The sequence below is a fragment of the Candidatus Saccharimonadia bacterium genome (genome assembly GCA_035544015.1).
In the GTDB taxonomy this organism is placed as follows: Bacteria; Patescibacteriota; Saccharimonadia; order UBA4664; family UBA4664; genus UBA5169.
In genome coordinates this window covers 13,250-29,051 of sequence record DATKIP010000065.1, presented here as the reverse complement: position 1 = coordinate 29,051, position 15,802 = coordinate 13,250, and the positions used below count along the sequence as shown (strand labels likewise).

General features: G+C 62.0%; 17 protein-coding genes. 4 read left to right on the top strand and 13 right to left on the bottom strand.

Annotation, left to right across the window (positions count from 1 at the left end; translation table 11 throughout):
• The 3 genes from VMT30_03540 to VMT30_03530 form a co-directional block, all read right to left on the bottom strand.
• The coding region (locus tag VMT30_03540) for a hypothetical protein (protein ID HVQ44013.1) at positions 1 to 1,053 on the bottom strand (1,053 nt) is incomplete at its 3' end.
• A gap of 64 nt (positions 1,054 to 1,117) precedes the next feature.
• Positions 1,118 to 1,252, bottom strand: a complete 135-nt coding sequence (locus VMT30_03535) for a hypothetical protein (GenBank protein ID HVQ44012.1) — start codon at positions 1,250 to 1,252, stop codon at positions 1,118 to 1,120.
• Positions 1,249 to 2,535, bottom strand: coding sequence for an aminopeptidase P N-terminal domain-containing protein (locus tag VMT30_03530; protein HVQ44011.1), 1,287 nt, complete (start codon positions 2,533 to 2,535; stop codon positions 1,249 to 1,251). Before VMT30_03530 ends, VMT30_03535 begins: the two co-directional genes overlap by 4 nt.
• Positions 2,536 to 2,669: 134 nt before the next feature.
• Between VMT30_03530 and VMT30_03525 the strand changes: the two genes are divergently transcribed.
• Positions 2,670 to 3,347 (top strand): sigma-70 factor domain-containing protein, encoded by a 678-nt coding sequence (locus VMT30_03525; protein ID HVQ44010.1) that lies wholly within the window; start codon positions 2,670 to 2,672, stop codon positions 3,345 to 3,347.
• A gap of 119 nt (positions 3,348 to 3,466) precedes the next feature.
• On the opposite strand, the gene VMT30_03520 is transcribed toward VMT30_03525, so the two are convergent.
• Together VMT30_03520 and VMT30_03515 are read right to left on the bottom strand one after the other, a co-directional pair.
• On the bottom strand, positions 3,467 to 4,285 hold the full coding sequence (locus VMT30_03520) for a hypothetical protein (GenBank protein ID HVQ44009.1): 819 nt from the start codon (positions 4,283 to 4,285) through the stop codon (positions 3,467 to 3,469).
• 96 nt (positions 4,286 to 4,381) lie between these two features.
• A complete protein-coding gene (locus VMT30_03515) occupies positions 4,382 to 6,040 on the bottom strand; it encodes an excinuclease ABC subunit UvrC (protein HVQ44008.1) in 1,659 nt (552 codons plus the stop codon).
• 282 nt (positions 6,041 to 6,322) lie between these two features.
• Between VMT30_03515 and VMT30_03510 the strand changes: the two genes are divergently transcribed.
• From VMT30_03510 to VMT30_03500, 3 genes are all read left to right on the top strand, one after another.
• Complete coding sequence (locus tag VMT30_03510; GenBank protein HVQ44007.1) at positions 6,323 to 7,156, top strand: hypothetical protein; 834 nt, start codon at positions 6,323 to 6,325, stop codon at positions 7,154 to 7,156.
• A 212-nt stretch (positions 7,157 to 7,368) separates the two neighbouring features.
• Complete coding sequence (locus tag VMT30_03505; protein ID HVQ44006.1) at positions 7,369 to 7,887, top strand: hypothetical protein; 519 nt, start codon at positions 7,369 to 7,371, stop codon at positions 7,885 to 7,887.
• 218 nt (positions 7,888 to 8,105) lie between these two features.
• Entirely contained in the window at positions 8,106 to 8,459 is a 354-nt protein-coding gene (locus VMT30_03500) for a hypothetical protein (GenBank protein ID HVQ44005.1), read from the top strand.
• A gap of 121 nt (positions 8,460 to 8,580) precedes the next feature.
• Here VMT30_03500 and VMT30_03495 read toward each other — a convergent pair whose 3' ends face one another.
• The 8 genes from VMT30_03495 to VMT30_03460 form a co-directional block, all read right to left on the bottom strand.
• Positions 8,581 to 9,027, bottom strand: a complete 447-nt coding sequence (locus VMT30_03495; GenBank protein ID HVQ44004.1) for a hypothetical protein — start codon at positions 9,025 to 9,027, stop codon at positions 8,581 to 8,583.
• 15 nt (positions 9,028 to 9,042) lie between these two features.
• Positions 9,043 to 9,543: an ImmA/IrrE family metallo-endopeptidase gene (locus VMT30_03490; protein ID HVQ44003.1), complete on the bottom strand. Its 501-nt coding sequence runs from the start codon at positions 9,541 to 9,543 to the stop codon at positions 9,043 to 9,045.
• Between the two features lie 205 nt (positions 9,544 to 9,748).
• A complete protein-coding gene (locus VMT30_03485; GenBank protein HVQ44002.1) occupies positions 9,749 to 10,258 on the bottom strand; it encodes a hypothetical protein in 510 nt (169 codons plus the stop codon).
• A 46-nt stretch (positions 10,259 to 10,304) separates the two neighbouring features.
• Positions 10,305 to 13,175: an excinuclease ABC subunit UvrA gene (uvrA, locus tag VMT30_03480; protein ID HVQ44001.1), complete on the bottom strand. Its 2,871-nt coding sequence runs from the start codon at positions 13,173 to 13,175 to the stop codon at positions 10,305 to 10,307.
• A gap of 245 nt (positions 13,176 to 13,420) precedes the next feature.
• Positions 13,421 to 14,221, bottom strand: a complete 801-nt coding sequence (locus VMT30_03475) for a hypothetical protein (GenBank protein ID HVQ44000.1) — start codon at positions 14,219 to 14,221, stop codon at positions 13,421 to 13,423.
• 149 nt (positions 14,222 to 14,370) lie between these two features.
• Positions 14,371 to 14,826, bottom strand: a complete 456-nt coding sequence (locus VMT30_03470; GenBank protein HVQ43999.1) for a hypothetical protein — start codon at positions 14,824 to 14,826, stop codon at positions 14,371 to 14,373.
• Positions 14,807 to 15,505 (bottom strand): DUF5671 domain-containing protein, encoded by a 699-nt coding sequence (locus tag VMT30_03465; protein ID HVQ43998.1) that lies wholly within the window; start codon positions 15,503 to 15,505, stop codon positions 14,807 to 14,809. Before VMT30_03465 ends, VMT30_03470 begins: the two co-directional genes overlap by 20 nt.
• A 95-nt stretch (positions 15,506 to 15,600) precedes the next feature.
• Positions 15,601 to 15,798, bottom strand: coding sequence for a hypothetical protein (locus tag VMT30_03460; GenBank protein HVQ43997.1), 198 nt, complete (start codon positions 15,796 to 15,798; stop codon positions 15,601 to 15,603).
• Positions 15,799 to 15,802: the final 4 nt, after the last annotated feature.

Here is a 15,802-nt window from a genome sequence, read left to right as displayed (position 1 = left end):
GGTGTAGTTGTCGAAGCCGGCAGCGGTACCAATGACAATGAGGAAGAAGATGAGAATAAAGAAGACACTGGCAAGGTTGCGGAAGGTACCCCAAATGCCAAAGGCGGTTTTGTAGTCGGGACTGGAGCTGTCGAGGGGGGGCTCTTTGAGGAAGGGCACGATGACTTTGTCGCGGATGGTGTCGACGACGCTCATCATGATGCGAATGGCGCCACAAATAAACCAGGTGAAGCCAGGGCCGGCATCGCAGCCAACGACTTTCTTGACCACCAGCGGCGGGTGGGTATTCACGAACCGCGAGACATTTTTGGTTCCGATATCGGTGATTGCACCGGGCCGCACGAAGATGTTATTGACGGTGAAGTTGTAGGGATTGCCCAAGTAATTACAGATGGCCGTGAGGGTATAAGTGCCGGTGGTGAGGGTGAGGCCGGTGTTGAACACGCCGCCACCGCCCACCGGGGTGGATTTGGGAGTGGGGCCGGCGAGGTCAACGGCCGAGGCCGCGGGGCAGTCGACGGTGGCTCCGCCGGCGGTGGTGATGGTGAGGTGCCCCGTGATGCCGCCCGGCCCGCGGCTACCGCCGCCTGGGCCGCCGCCGCCAACGGTCACGGGTACGCTAATGGTTTTAATGTCGTTGTCATCGGCCTGGGGGCTCTCTCTGTTGCACATGTTGATGCGTGTGGCCGAGCCGGTAGCACTGCCAGAAACGGTGATGTCAAAGTAGTTTTCCGCGCCAAAGGCATTATTGGAGCAGTTGGGGCTGCTGTCGTAGCTGAAGGCGATGGAGCTGCCCGAAGTGTACTGGCCCGGATTGACGGCATGGAGGTCGAAGTCGTCGTCGGCGTTTAGGGCCTGCTCGCGGTGGGCGTGAACCGTGGCGTTGGCGGTGGGCGCCGGCGTGAGGTTGACGATGAGCGTGACGCAACTGGTGCTACGGGTGTTGGGCGGACACACGCCGGAGGCATCGGCGTGCACGGGCGGAGCATAGCTCACCAGGGCCGCGATATTCGCGAACACCATCAAAAATACTGCGAACCACCTGCGCTTCATACGAGTATATTACACAACGCTTATGGTAAAAGAAACGTATGGGCGGCACCAGCGGGGATGGTGATCAGGATTTTTTGGAGCGTAACAATTTGCGCAGCATGAACACACTGGCGCCGGCAACCGGCATGCGTTTTTGGCGCTTGCGGTCGCGGGCGGCGGCTTTGCCGAGGGCTCTTTGAATCTGGTGGCCGCGGCTCATGCGCGGCTCCGCGCGATGGCGGCCTCGATGTCGTCCGGAGCGCTCGGGATGGACCGGGAGAGCACTTCGTGACCGGTTTTGGTAATGAGAATGTCGTCTTCGAGGCGCACGCCGATCCCCTCTTTGGCCAGATAGAGGCCGGGTTCGCAGGTGACCACCATGCCGGGTTCGAGCTTGAGGCGAGGGGTTCCGGTATCGTGCACGTCGAGGCCGAGGTGGTGCGAGATGTGCGCGTAGTATGGGCGTAAATGCTCGTCGGCTTGGGGGCCGGCGGCGGCTTTGGCCGAGATTTCGCCGAGATCAACGAGTGATTTTGTAAGCGAGCGACGCATCGTTTCGTCGATTTCGAGGATGGTGGCGCCGGGGCGATGGAGTTTGATGCCGGCCTGTTGCGCTCGGTAGACGGCCTCGTACACGGCGCGCTGGCGGGGAGTGAAACGGCCGCCGGCGGGCACGGTGCGGGTGATATCCGCGGCATAGTAGCCGGCTTCGGCGCCGACATCGAACAGCACCAGGTCGCCGGCCGCTACCGGGGTGGCGCTGGTGGCGTGGTGGATGGTGGTGCTGTGGCGGCCGGCGCCGATGATGGCGCCAAACGCGGAGCCGGTGGCGCCGCGGCGGGTGAATTCGGCGGTGAGCTCGGCTTCGAGTGCATATTCCGGCACTCCGGTAGCCAGCGCCGACCAGGCGCGATCGAGGCCGGCGGCGGTGGCATCGACCGCGCGCCGGATTTGCGCGATTTCCGCGGGGGCCTTGATGGTGCGCAGCCGGCCGAGAATGCTCGTGGCCGACCGCAAATCATGCAGCGGGAGCTTGGTGCGCAGGTCGGCGGCACGGCGGCCGGACGGGCTCAGCGGGCCGGCCTCGAGCGTAGGGTGGTCGTTGAGATAAATCGTACGGAATTGGCCGACGAGCCGGCCGAGCACCGGCTCGAGTTCGTCGAGCCACAGTACGGTCGCGACGCCGGAACGTGCGGTCCCCTCTGCTTGGGTGAGCCGCTGGCCGGCCCACAGTGCGATGAAATCGCTCGTCTCGCGCAAAAACAGCACCTCGCGCAGGTGCGGATTGGGGTGACCGGGCGCGAGCACCAGCACGGCATCCGGCTCATCGACGCCGGTGAGGTAGTAGAAGTTGGAATCGGGCCGAAACGGGTGCTCAAAATCGCCCGGCCGGCGCAACACATCGGCGGTGTCGATGATGGCAATACTTTCGTCGCCGATGGCTTCGCTGAGGCGGCGACGGTTGGCGGCATGGAAGTCGGCCGGTAGGGGTTCGTAGCGCATAGATCAATTATACCGCAGAGCTGGTGACGGGGGTTTTCTTGACCAATTGTCTTAATTTGGGTATAGTTTTTTCCCTAAAGGAAGGCGGGGGCCACCACGCCAATTATTCCTTAGCACCAAGACACGGGGGAACCATGTTGCCGAGATCAGTCCGCGTACTGCGGGCCGAAGAAGAGGTGGAGCTGGCCAAATGCATCGAGGCGGGATTATACGCTGAGCGCATTTTGGCGACCGTTCCACAGATCGCCGACGACCGGCGGGCCAAGCTCCATTTGATCGTGGCCGAAGGCGGACGCGCCTACCGGACTATGTTCGAGGAAAACATCAGCCTCATCTGGGTGGCCGCGGAACATTACCCGCAGCTTGACGAGGATACGGTAATCTTCGAGGGGAGCCGAGCGCTCGCCTACGCGATCAAGCGGTTCGACTACACCCGGGGCTTCAAGTTCTCTAGCTACGCCGTGAAGACCATCAGATGGCGCTTGTGGAAAACGTTGGAGCGGCTGCACCAGCTGGTCGGCGAGCCCGCACTGGTGCTCTACGGCAATCTGTCGGAACGGCCGGAGGTGGCGGTCGACGGTTTCGAGGACAATGCTCTCGATCGAGTGATACTAGAAGCCGCCCTGGAGCGGCTCCTTACGCTGAGGGAGCGCTACGTCGTGCGGTTGCATTTGGGACTGGACCCGCGCGGGCCGATGCCGCTGAGCGACATCGCTATCGAGATGAAGCGTAGCCGCACGCGCGTGGGACAGCTCTGGAGAATGGCGATCATCAAGCTCGGACACGATCCTACTCTCAAGGAGGTGGTGTAGCAATAAAGCCGGGGACGGTTTCGTCCCCGGCTGCTTTATTTCTAGCAGACATGACGAGGGGCCGGGAGCGCGTTGAACGCTCCCGGCCCCGGTGAGGGCCTCCTTGGACGGGGGTGGGGCTAGCCGGTGTGGCTATGGTCGGAATCGCTAGCCGCTTCGGCCTCCTGAGCGGCAAGGGCCTTGAGCAGGTCGACCACTTCGGGTGGCCAGTGCAGCCGCACATTGCCCATATCATCGCGGCGACGTTCGCTCAAGGCGAGGATTTCGGGACGGGCCATTGTCTGGTAGCACCAGTACTTGGTCTTCCCCGGAATCAGCCCCACCACGGCTCGGCGAGTCACCCAGTCGCCGGCTGGAGGGATCGTCCTTTCTTGCTGGCTGATGATTCGAAGCCGCTCCTCGGTGTCGAGCTCGTAAATATCTGCGCCGTTGCCGTTTTCCGGACAGCGACTCGGTACCGGGACGGTTCCGATACCAGGGACCCTCGACTTGACCCAGCGTTCGTCGCGGCCAATCAGTAGTCCTAGTCGAGTGGCGGTATGGCCGTCAACGAGGGGTGGGTAGCGGGGCTCGAGCGCAGCCAGGACTCGGCCTGTAAGGTAGATCCTGGTCCAACCGCGATGGAAAATCCGAGTCTTTCGCGGCCTGACATTCACCAAGGCCGCGTAGGCGGTCATGAGAGCTATCTGGAAGTGATCTGCAACTTGACGAGTCGTGCAGAATTCCATTTTGCCGGTGTATCCATGCGCTTCGATGTAGCCATGGAGTGGTGCGAGAGGGTAGCAGAGTTGCTGACTACCGTCGTACTCGTGCCACTCTTTTTCTAGTCCCAACTCCCGTGCCGTATCAGACACCCAACTGCGGGTTGTCCCCAGCAGGGCAGCAGCGGCAGTTGGCGGTACCCAGGCTCGTTGAACGTACGCAACGGATAACTTCATCGTGTTCCCCCGTATTGCAATGTAGAGGTGCGTGACGGTCGGCGATGAGGCATCGGCCGACTGGACCGTAGATTATACAAGTTAATTTTTAACTAATCAAGGTTTACTGTGCCAGATATGGGTAGGCTCCGCCCCTTCATCGGCGGCGGGTGGGGCCGGCATGTCATCGGTGGGAGGTGTGGCGGGGGCGGGAGCCTCGCCGAGGTGCTCGCGGAGGATCTGGGCCTTGGCGGGGCCGATGGCGGCGGCGAGTTCGTCGGCGGTAGCCAGACGCACGCCACGCACCGAGCCGAATCGGCGAATGAGGTGCTTGCGGGTGGCGGGACCGACGCCGGGGATGTCGTCGAGCAGGCTGGCGGTTTGGCGCTTGCCGCGGAGGATGGTTTGGTAGGTGATGGCAAAGCGGTGGGCTTCGTCGCGGATGCGCTGGAGGAGCTGGAGGATGTGGCTGGTGTGGGGGAGAAGGATAGATTCGTAGTGGTCGCTTGTGCTGCTGGCTCCCGGGGGATGCCCGGCTACCGCCGAATGCCCTTCTTGGTCTAGCGAACGCATCCCCTCGGCTAATTTCGAATCCGCGACAGAACCGGCGCTAGCCTGGCGAAGGGCATTTGGCTCTCGCCTGTCCGCATTCACCCTTCGGATAATCTCTTCTTCGCGCTTGGCCAGGCCGATGGCGGGGATGGTGAGGCCCATGGCGTCGAGTACGCTCAGGGCAGCTGCGAGCTGGGGCTGGCCACCGTCGATGAGCAGGAGATCCGGTTTGGGCCACTCGGCGAGGTGCTTGGGGCCGAAACGGCGGGTGATGACTTCGCGCATGTGGGCGACGTCGTCGTTGCCGGTGAGGTTCATCTTGAAGCGGCGGTAATCGTCGCGGTTGGCGGCGCCGTCGGTGAACACCACCATGCTGGCGACGTTGTCGACGCCGCCGAGGTGCGAGATGTCGAAGGCCTCGATGCGGCGCGGGATGCTCGTGAGCTCCAGCCGCTCGGCCAGACCCACGAGGGCTTGGTCGCGCGAGAGGTCAAAGGCCTCTTTGTCGCCGAAAATCATTTGTTTGCTAAACGAGCGCAGGTCGCTGAGCTGATCGCGCAGGCGGGCGGCGGCTTCGTAGTCGCGGCGTTTGGCGGCGCGCTGCATGTCGGTTTCGAGCGTGCCCATGAGTTTGGTTTGCTCCCCGCGCAGGTAGAGCTCGAGCCGGCGCACGCTTTTGCGGTATTCGACTGCTGTGATGGCGCCCTCTTCTGGTCCGGGGCAAAGCCCGAGGTGATATTGCAGGCAGCCGCGTTTGGGCCAGATGGCGTGGGTGACGTACGGGAAGACCTTCCGCAACATGCGCATGGCGCGGCGGAGGGCGTCGCTCGAAGTGAACGGGCCGTAATAGTGCGCCTTATCATCCATGGGGCGGCGCACATACGTGAATACGGGAAATTCGTCGGCGGAAATTTTGACGTAGATGAAATTCTTGTCGTCTTTGAGATCGATGTTGAATTTGGGTTTGTAGCGTTTGATGAATTCGGATTCGAGAAACAGTGCTTCCACCTCGGAGCCCACGGTGATCCACTCGGTGTCGGCGATATCGGCTACCAGGAGACGCGTTTTGGGATCTTTGTGGCCCTTTTGGAAATAACTCATGACCCGGTTTTTGAGCACGGCGGCCTTGCCGATGTAGATAATTTTCTTATCGGCGTCGCGGTGAAAGTACACGCCGGGCTCGGCGGGCAGGGTTTTGAGTTTGTCGCGGAGGGCGTCGATCATGTGAGTATTATACGACATATTGGGATTGACATTTTGTTTTATTTATGCTAAAATATGACAGCCGGGCGGGGGCGGGTCCCCCAAGAAATTACTGTTTTGTGTGGGCCGCTACCGAGCGGTCCTTTTTGATTGAAGAGTGTGGGCAAAAAATGACACGATGTGTCAAAAAATCAGCTACGAAGGTTGGTTTTTAGCGCTTACTTGCTATACTTACTACTATGTTTTATAATAGCACCCGTTCTTGCATGAGAACATACCCGACTCACAGAGAGGTGGTCCGCCATGGCGACCATCGCAAGTGCGCCGTCCGAGTTCACGGCCCGATTGAAGGTTTTCAACGGTCAGGAGCTCAGCTTCGACCCCGAGACCGGACTCGTGACCGGCGTGCGGCCGTTTCGGTCGCGCGACGTGATCATCATCACGGTCGTGACCGGTCCGGCCAATCTGATCGGCATGCAGGTCAGTCGCACGCGCGATGTCGCACGCCGGGCCAACCTGGTGAAGGCCGGTCACCGATACGACCAGCGGGTGCTCCTGCGACGCACCCCGCCTTCGTTGTTCTCCACCGACCACCCGAGCAACAACCTGCGGCTGGCCGAGGTGACCGGGGATGGGGTGCTGATCCTGCATCAGTACGCCGTCATTGGGCAGCGCGAGGAGGTCTTCCTGACCTACAGCCGGCGCGACGCTCAGCTCTACCTCGGTCCCGATGGCGTGGTCGCGGCGCCGGCATTCAACACGGTCGACGGCCGCCCGTGGAGCCAGCTGTTGCTCGTACTTGAGCACAGTGGGCTGCTGAGCGGCGCGCAGTCGTTCCCGCTGCTCAGCGACTACCAGCCCGCTCCGGAGCCCACCGGCTCCGGTCTGCGCGGAAACGAGGCGCGGGTGCTGTGGTACGACCCCGCCTGGGGACGTGGTGCGGCCGTCACAGCCGACGGCACGGCAGCGCAATTCGATCGGGACCAGCTTCCGGCCAAGCGCGGCCGCCTCGTCCAGCCGGAACCGGGACAGACCATCGCGTTCCGGGGGATACAGTTGAACCCCAGCGAGCACAGCGCCTTCGCTCACCTGCTCATCGGGGTCGACCTCGCGGCGTCCCAGCTCGCGACTGCCTGACTCCAGAGTCGGTACGGCGCCGTCACCCCACCGGGTGACGGCGTCATTGCCGTTTTTAACGGCTGAGATTGGCCGGCGGGCGGGTGATGATAGCAGCGGTATGTGTTTGATATTTTTGACTTCTTATACTTTTTATTTTATAAACAATATGTCCATTCGGCAACTCGACAATTTTCGGAACCATCTATCTCTCGATCTGGAGGTTTGATCTCATGTTCCAAATCACCCGCCGACGCGTCGCCCTGGCCGTCGCGGCCCTACTGGCGGTCCTCGTTGGCGGCGGCGTCAGCTCCGGCTGGCCGCACAAACAGCCCCCGACGCCGCCGCCCACCGCGGCAACCAAGCTCCACCTGGACTTCCATGTTGACCAGGGAGTGGTCGTCGCAACGGCCAGTCCGGCCGTGCTCATCACCAAGCGGTCCGGCGAGGAGGTCCAGGTGAACGTTGACGGTACGTCGGAGTCGTTTCTGAAGTTGGTGCTGGTCCGAGCCTACGACGAGCGCGATCTCGTACTGATACTGCCGGCGATGAAGCCACACAAGGGCCACGCCCAGGCGGTCTTCTGGCTGTTGCCGGGGATCTACAAGCTCACCGACGCGGGAAGCGCCTGCTTCGGCGGGTTCGTGGTGATCAAGTCGGGCCAGCAGGTCCAAGTGCCGCCGCTGTGGGGGAAAACCCCCGACGATCACTGCTACGCCATCCGCACTCAGATGGCGGACTCTGGCAGCTGAGTGTGACACCCCCACCTCCGTCCGGCACTGCGCTGGGCGGGGGTGGGCACTCCGGAATTATTTTTGAACCAAGAAAGACCCTGCATTGCGCGGGTCTTTTGCATGACCGCCGAAAGCAGCCAGCGGCTTTTATTGACATTTATTGTTATTTATGCTAATGTAGGTAAGTCCAAGTCGGACACCATGCCGCTCTGGCGGCCTGATTCAGGAGGTTTTAAATGCCTCTCAATGGCACGTCTAAGCCCTTCACCCGAGCGTTCGCGCGCGCGACTGCCGAAGACGTCGCTACGGCAGTCCAGCACGCCGAGCAGATGATCGAGGAGAGGAGTGCCACGGTCACCGAGGTAGTTTTCCTGCCCCCGCCGGGCAACATCGGTGCCAACTACGTCGCCTACGTCCGCTACCGGGCCGAGCAGGAGATCGACTTCGTCGGCCAGCCGGTCGCCGCCACGGCCGCTCCGGACCCGGCTCTCGCCTGGCAGACCCCTGACGATGGCGCCGGGTTCGCCCTGATCGGGCGCGTTGTCGGCCCGCTCCCCGAATTGGGACGGCCGGACTCCCGGGCCACCTGATCCCCGCCGCAACCCTGTGGCAACCCCACCCCCGTCCGCATTACGCCGGACGGGGGTGGGAACCCCGGAATTATTCCCGTAAAAGACCCGCATCGCGCGGGTCTTTTACGTAGCTGCTCGGCTAGTGGCGGCCCGGGTTGGCCGGTGGAGGCGGGGCGTCGTGGTGGTTCATTTTTTGGAAAATGGCATCGGTGATTTTGCTCAGGATGAGATACGACTGCGCTAATGTGCCGCCGACAAGCACACTGAAGATGAGTTCGAGGTGACCGAGCTCTTTCAGGTGGAGAGCGTCCATGATGATGAGCCAAATGCCGTAATTTTGCAGTGCCAGCAACAGCATGATGAAGAAGGCTACGAGCCGTCGCAGCCAGAGCGTAATGCCATTTTCTCGCGCGAGGGCCCGGTCGGCTGCCTCCTGAAGGTTGTCTTCCATCCAGTAGGGATTGAAACCAAATTGGGTATTTTGGGCGTCTTCCGTGCCAATGTCGTCGGGATTGCCCTGGTAGCCGCCCGTTTCGGGGCGCTCGGCAGTTGATTGATCCTCCTCGGGAGCCGGTGCGGTAGTCATGATGGTTCTGGTGGGTTACTTGATGAGGTTGAGCTGCTTTAGGCGATAAAAGACGGCTACTTTGGGTACGCCAAAGACTTGGGCGAGCAAGGTGAGATTGCTGGTGAGGTTCCACCATTTTCGGATGCGGGCTTCGGGCATGGTGAGACTAGCGGCAAAACGGTCGGCTTCGCGCTCGCGAGCGTCTTTGGAGCCGTCGAGGATGTCGGAAAGGGGGGCATGCATAATTTCGAATGACTCGTGGTGGAGCTTGAAATGGCCCAATTCGTGCGCAGCGATGAAGTTTTTGTCTTGAAATGAATTGCTTTTTACGAGCTTGATTTGTCGCTTTTGGCGGTCGAGCTCCCCGATAACGTTTTTCCTGCCAAACTGCCCCTGGAGAACGGTGAGCTGGCAGTGGCGAACGATGCGGTCAATGTCGACCGGCAGCTTCAAATGCTCGATGTCGCCAAACACACTCTCTAGGAGAGCGGTGGCTGCAGCCTCACTTTGATCGGTGGAACGGAATGAATTCATGGATGTCCTCCTACTTAACAGGACATAGAGCCTGGCGGCAAGCATAACCTTTATGTGAATTGTAACACGCTCGCAAACCGGCGCCACTTTTCGTTGGTGCTTGTAATTTTACGCCGACCGGAGCGCCCTGACATTGGCGTGTCTTCTACAATTACGTCGAAATTATGGCTTCGTGTTGGTAGAGTCGCTCATTAGCAGTTCGGGGCTACTGGACGGGAGCGGTGCCGATATTGCCCTGGGCGTGGCCAAAATGGTTGAAGCTGGGCTGCAGGGCATCGGAGACATCGGCGGCTTGAACGGAGGCGGCGGCCAGCGTGATGATCGGCGTGCCGGCTCGCGCCTGCTGGACAGCGGCGGCGGGGCTGACGGCCAAGTCCGGCCGAATCGGCGCGGCGGCCACCGCGAGAGCGCCGGCCGTGAGGGTGCGGGCCACTACGGTGGCTTGCGCCACCGGCACCGGCGGTTCGCCGATGGCGGCCGGCCGCAGGGCGTCGCGGATGAGGCCGCCAATGCCAATGCCGGCCATGGTGGCGGCCAGCACCCACACCACCATTAGCAGCAACCGTAACTGCCGGAGCCCCAGGCGCGGCTGCGCAGGGCGAGCGAGCGGGCTGACGGGCAGGGTTGATGGTGGTCGCATGATACCGCCGAGGCTTTCGTCGAATTTAGGCGGTTGGTTGCGAGCGGTACGAGTGGGCTTGATGGGTGCGGTCATGAGACGGTCTCCTTGATTACACCCTCCAAATTTTTTGATGCGAACGCTAGGTGCGGCTGGCGGGGGCGGCGGACTTGGCAGCCTGCGCCGTGGCTCGGCGTTTGTCGAAAATGCGCTTCAGGTAACGGCCGGTGTGGCTGGTTTCGACACCGGCAACTTTTTCAGGCGTGCCGGTGGCGATCACCAGGCCGCCGCCGGTGCCGCCTTCGGGGCCCATGTCGATGAGCCAATCGGAGCTCTTGATGACGTCGAGGTTGTGCTCGATCACAAGCACCGAGTTGCCGGTATCGACAAGGGCGTTGAGCACCGCGAGCAGACGGTTGACGTCCTCGAAGTGCAAGCCGGTGGTGGGCTCGTCGAGGATGTAGAGGGTTTTGCCCGTGGAGCGGCGCGCGAGCTCGGTGGCGAGCTTGATGCGCTGCGCCTCTCCCCCACTAAATGTGGTGGCGGATTGGCCGAGGTGGATGTAGCCGAGGCCGACTTCGTTGAGCGTGGCAAATTTGCGGCGGATGGCGGGGATGTTTTCGAAAAATGTGACGGCCTCTTCGACGGTCATATCGAGCACGTCGGAGATGTTCTTGCCCTTGTAGTGAATTTCAAGCGCCTCGCGGTTGTAGCGTTTGCCTTTGCATTCTTCGCACGTCACGTAGACGTCGGGCAAAAAGTGCATCTCGATCTTGATGATGCCGTCGCCGCGGCAGAGCTCGCAGCGGCCGCCTTTGACGTTGAAGCTAAAGCGGCCGGCTTTGTAGCCGCGGATTTTGGCTTCGGGGGTTTGGGCGAACAGCTCACGGATGTCGCCAAACACACCAGTGTAGGTGGCGGGGTTGGAGCGCGGGGTGCGGCCGATGGGCGACTGATCGACGCTGATGACTTTGTCGAGGTTGCCGAGGCCGACGATTTCGTCATGCTTGCCGGGTAGGTCGCCGGCACGGTGATATACTTGGGCCAATTTTTTGGCGAGGATGTCGTTGACGAGACTGGATTTGCCCGAGCCAGAGACGCCGGTGACGGATACGAGCATACCGAGCGGAATGTCGACGTCGACTCCCTGGAGGTTGTGCTCGCGGGCGTTTTTGATGCTGAGCCATTTGCGGTTGCCGGGCCGGCGCTTGCTAGGGGTTTTGATCTCGCGCACGCCGGAGAGGTACTGGCCGGTGAGGCTCTCGGGGTTGTCGGCCAGCGTTTCGGGCGGCCCGGCCGCTACGATGCGGCCGCCGTGCTCGCCGGCGAGCGGCCCGACGTCGATGACGTAATCGGCCATACGAATGGTGTCTTCATCGTGCTCGACCACGATGACGGTGTTGCCCAGATCGCGCAGACGAATGAGCGTGGTGATGAGGCGATCGTTGTCGCGCTGATGGAGGCCGATCGAGGGCTCGTCGAGGATGTAGAGCACGCCCATGAGGCTGGAGCCGATCTGGGTGGCCAGCCGAATGCGCTGGGCCTCGCCGCCGGCTAGGGTGTTGGCGCTGCGGTCGAGCGTGAGGTAGTTGAGGCCGACGTCGCGCAGGAAGCTCAGCCGCGCGCAGATTTCTTTGAGGATCTGGGTGGCGATTTGGGCCTCGCGCGGACCCAGCTCGAGGTTTTCAAACAGGGTGGCGGCGTCGCCGATCGAGAGCGTGGTGAGATCGACGATACTTTTGCCGCCCACGGTGACGGCTAGAATTTCGGGCTTGAGGCGCTTGCCATGGCACACTGGGCATTCGCGCTCGGTCATGTATTTTTCGATCTCTTTGCGCACAAACTCGGAGTCGGTCTCGTGGTAGCGGCGCTCCATGTTGGGGATGACGCCTTCGAAGGTGGTGCGGTACGAGCGGCCGCCGGGTCCGCGCAGGCTGATCTCAGTGTCGCCAGAGCCATAGAGCACCACGCGCAGGTCGCCGGGCTTCATTTCGATAACCGGCGTGTCGAGCGAGAAGCCGAAGGCGGCAGCGACGCCTTCGAGCAGCTTGGTGTACCAGTTCATGCGGCTGGTGGTTTTGGCCCAGGGGCGAATGGCGCCCTCGGCGAGCGTGAGGCGGCGATTGGGAATGACGGCTTCGGGGTCAACTTCGAGCCGCGTGCCCAAGCCGGTGCAGTGCGGGCAGGCGCCGTGGGGAGAGTTGAACGAAAAATTGCGCGGAGCGATATCTGGGAGGCTAACCTCGCGGTGAACCGGGCAGGCGTAGTGCTCGGAGTAGGCGTTTTCGGTGGCCGCCTCGGCCTGCAAGACTTTGATGGTGCCGTCGCTGAGCGCCAACCCCTGCTCCACGCTCTCGGTGAGGCGCTGGCGAATATCGGCGCCAACGGCCAGGCGGTCGACCACGGCCTCGACCGTGTGCTTTTTTTGCTTATCCAGAGCCGGGAATTCGTCGATGTCGATAATGGTGCCGTCGACGCGCAGGCGGGTGTAACCGGCTTTGCGCAGCTCGGCGGCCACGCGGCTGTGCTCGCCTTTTTTGTCGTCGATCACTGGCGCGAGCAGCATAATGCGGGTGTCTGCGGGGAGTTCGAGAATTTGGTCGACGATCTGGCCCGAGGTCTGGCGCAGCACTTCGCGGCCGCAGATGGGGCAGTGCGGAATGCCGACGCGCGCATAGAGCAGCCGCAGGTAGTCGTACACTTCGGTGACGGTGCCTACCGTGGAGCGCGGGTTGCGGCTAGAGGATTTTTGGTCGATGGAAATGGCCGGGCTGAGGCCGTCAATTTGGTCGACGTCGGGCTTTTCCATGAGGCCGAGAAATTGGCGAGCGTAAGCTGAAAGCGACTCCACGTAGCGGCGTTGGCCTTCGGCGTAGATGGTGTCAAAAGCCAGCGACGACTTGCCCGAGCCAGATAGCCCGGTAATGACCACTAATTGGTCGCGCGGTATCTCAACATCGATGTTTTTGAGATTGTGTTCACGTGCTCCGCGAACGACGATTTTATCAGTCATAGGCCTCCCACCCCACTTTCTGGCTCTGGCATTACGAGCTGAAATAATACACGAATTTAAGACATTTGGCAACGCTGGCGGGTGCGCCGGCGGCATTTATGCGGCACGGTGGGCGTTTCGATTCACCAAGCTATTTTATCGAACAAAAAGCGAACATGCAAGAGCGTCAGACGCAGAGACGGCCCGGGGAGACGGGTAATTCCGTCTCCCCGGGCCGTAGTTGTAAGGATGGGTCCTGTCGGCGTCTAGTCGGCGAGCCCGAAGAACAGCTGGAGTCGGCTCAGGAATGCAGCCGCGCTGTCGCGGTCTTCCGTGCGGGCGTCGGGGTATGGTTCGATCTGGCTCAGGCTCGCGCGCCAGCTGGTGGGCCAGCAGATTGGTGCGGGACGACGCAGATGCAGGAACTTGGAAGAGAACGGGGAACCGTTCTCGAACACCAGGATGGCCTTTCGGCCGAGCCGCTGCGCCGTCATCAGTCCCCAGTAGCTGCTCGTGAGCACCGTTTCGCCCGAAGCGATGAACCGGATGGCCGCTTCGATTCGCCGTTGCCGCATGGCATCGGTGTGGAAGCGGAAGAAGTTGCTCATCGCAGGGAAGCCGGTGACACCCGTCCGGCAGCCAGGCTGCCAGTTGTTGAAAACCACCACTTCGTGCTCGACTGGGTAGTCCAACCACAGCGCCTCGTGCAGCGCCGATGGATCGGCGGTCCACTGGTACCGCGAGTCGGGCAGGTTGTCGCGGAGGCCGACGAGGCCAAACCGCTCCAAATACGGCGGTAGCGGCTCGTCGCCGCGACCACCGTGGGTGTTGATCCCGCCCCAGCAGGCGAGTCGATCGGGGGGCACGCTGTCGAGCAGCCGCTCTATTCCCCGCTCGAATAGCACCAGCTTGGGGCCGCCGGCGAGAATGCCGCCCACGAGGAGGACACCGCGGTCGGCGAGGCGAGTACGCCGTGGATCAGGTGCCCACGCCGGCACGAGACCCAGGCGGTCGAGGTTGACGTGCGAGGCTCCAAAAAACACAGGGTCGTACAGTGCGGGGTCCATGGCGCGGGCCCCGAGGTTTCCCCAGAGGTCCTTGCGATTGGACACAACGACGGGCGGCCTGGACATTGGGTGCCCTCCAACGGGTAGTCGGGTTTGGCCGGGTTAGGCCTGTATATTATTATATAATACTATCTACATTTGTAAGCTCGCTACCGTCCGAGCGGTAACTTTTGGCCGGGGAGGTTGATGCCGAAGTTTGAGACAGTGTAGCGAAAACATTGCCGGCCCTGGCCGTGGGTGCCGGGGTCGTCGCCGGTGCCGAGGGGGTAATATTGGCCCTCCCGGCCCTGCGCGGCGGCGGCAAAAGTGGCGCAGATCTGGTAGCTGCTGGGGCTTGTGACGGTGTATTGGTAGTCGCCGAGGCGCTTTTGGGTGGCGGCGGACAGGCCGGTAACGTCGGTGAGCCGGGCTGGCAGGACGACCGCAACGGGAGTGCCGGCGCCGATGGCTTGGCTGATGGCGCGGATGTCGGACTCGGTGGTGGCGTCGCGCACCGGCCCCTGTCGCACCACGAGGTTGAAAGCGATGGCGGCCGCGCACACCACGCCCAGGGCGGCAAAAAACACCTGGTAGCGGTGCAGTGGGTTAGGAGTTTTGGTGCTCATCGCGCCAGTAATAGAGAAAAATGCCGCCGGCAATGGCGAGGGTGATCACAAGATGCACAAAATTACCGAGCACGGAATTGGCGGCGCTGCTGCCGAAGGAATTATAATTGTAGGGATCGCTCGAAGGGCCGGACATGAGGCTGTACACGAAGTAAATGACGTTGCCGAGGCCGACGAGAAAGGTGACCACCAGGGTGAGCTGGATGGCCCGCTTGCGCGAAACGTCGCGGCGCAGAGCGGGATCGGTGAGCTCGGCGCGCTGGAGCCGGAGAAACAGGTAGGCGAGAATCGGAAAGGCCACCACCAGCGCCGAGGCCGCAAATGGCACGCTGCCGCCCGAGCCCAGCATGGAGTCGCTGGAGCCGAACAGTGAATTGACGCTCGAATGCAGAATTGAGCCGAGTGCCACGGCCGCCACGCCGAGCGCGATGAACATAATGATGTACTCGAGGCCGCGGGTGGAAAACGTTTGCACCACGGCGCGCGGCGGATCGCTGCGGCTGCCGGCATCGGGACCGGGCGGCGGGGGTGGCACAGGTAGGTCTTCGGCGGGACTGAGGGCGGCGGCTACCTGCCCGGGATTCCAGCCGGCGTCGGTGAGGTCGCGCTTGATTTGATCGTCGGCGTGACCTTTTTTGCGGGCGGCAGCGATATAGGCGGTGAGCGCTGAATTGGGCACGGTGGATCCTCGCTGAGTGGCTTTGCGCTTATTGTGCTCGCGCTTGGCGGAGGTGTCAATTCGGCGGCCGGCTCGAGGCTCTGCGCGAGCCGAGGTTAGCGCGAGGCGTCCTCGAGCTCTTTGTTGGCGTCGTCCACGGCCGCCTGGGCGTCTTCGGCGGCGCGCTGAGCCTCTTCGGCTTGCTGCTGCGCGGCTTCGGCATCAGCCTGAGCCTGCTGCATGGCTGCGGCTTGGTCCTGGGCTTGCTGAGCTACATCGGCGGCTTGTTGGGCGGCTTCATCGGCATCTACCATGGTA

Bases quoted from the DNA above. Each gene is read 5' to 3' on its own strand.
- VMT30_03495 (HVQ44004.1), bottom strand. From the start codon at position 9,027: ATGACTACCGCACCGGCTCCCGAGGAGGATCAATCAACTGCCGAGCGC.
- VMT30_03485 (HVQ44002.1), bottom strand. From the start codon at position 10,258: ATGACCGCACCCATCAAGCCCACTCGTACCGCTCGCAACCAACCGCCT.
- VMT30_03470 (HVQ43999.1), bottom strand. From the start codon at position 14,826: ATGAGCACCAAAACTCCTAACCCACTGCACCGCTACCAGGTGTTTTTT.
- VMT30_03520 (HVQ44009.1), bottom strand. From the start codon at position 4,285: ATGAAGTTATCCGTTGCGTACGTTCAACGAGCCTGGGTACCGCCAACT.
- VMT30_03535 (HVQ44012.1), bottom strand. From the start codon at position 1,252: ATGAGCCGCGGCCACCAGATTCAAAGAGCCCTCGGCAAAGCCGCCGCC.
- VMT30_03475 (HVQ44000.1), bottom strand. From the start codon at position 14,221: ATGGACCCCGCACTGTACGACCCTGTGTTTTTTGGAGCCTCGCACGTC.
- VMT30_03525 (HVQ44010.1), top strand. From the start codon at position 2,670: ATGTTGCCGAGATCAGTCCGCGTACTGCGGGCCGAAGAAGAGGTGGAG.
- uvrA (HVQ44001.1), bottom strand. From the start codon at position 13,175: ATGACTGATAAAATCGTCGTTCGCGGAGCACGTGAACACAATCTCAAA.
- VMT30_03505 (HVQ44006.1), top strand. From the start codon at position 7,369: ATGTTCCAAATCACCCGCCGACGCGTCGCCCTGGCCGTCGCGGCCCTA.
- VMT30_03530 (HVQ44011.1), bottom strand. From the start codon at position 2,535: ATGCGCTACGAACCCCTACCGGCCGACTTCCATGCCGCCAACCGTCGC.
- VMT30_03515 (HVQ44008.1), bottom strand. From the start codon at position 6,040: ATGATCGACGCCCTCCGCGACAAACTCAAAACCCTGCCCGCCGAGCCC.
- VMT30_03500 (HVQ44005.1), top strand. From the start codon at position 8,106: ATGCCTCTCAATGGCACGTCTAAGCCCTTCACCCGAGCGTTCGCGCGC.
- VMT30_03490 (HVQ44003.1), bottom strand. From the start codon at position 9,543: ATGAATTCATTCCGTTCCACCGATCAAAGTGAGGCTGCAGCCACCGCT.
- VMT30_03460 (HVQ43997.1), bottom strand. From the start codon at position 15,798: ATGGTAGATGCCGATGAAGCCGCCCAACAAGCCGCCGATGTAGCTCAG.
- VMT30_03510 (HVQ44007.1), top strand. From the start codon at position 6,323: ATGGCGACCATCGCAAGTGCGCCGTCCGAGTTCACGGCCCGATTGAAG.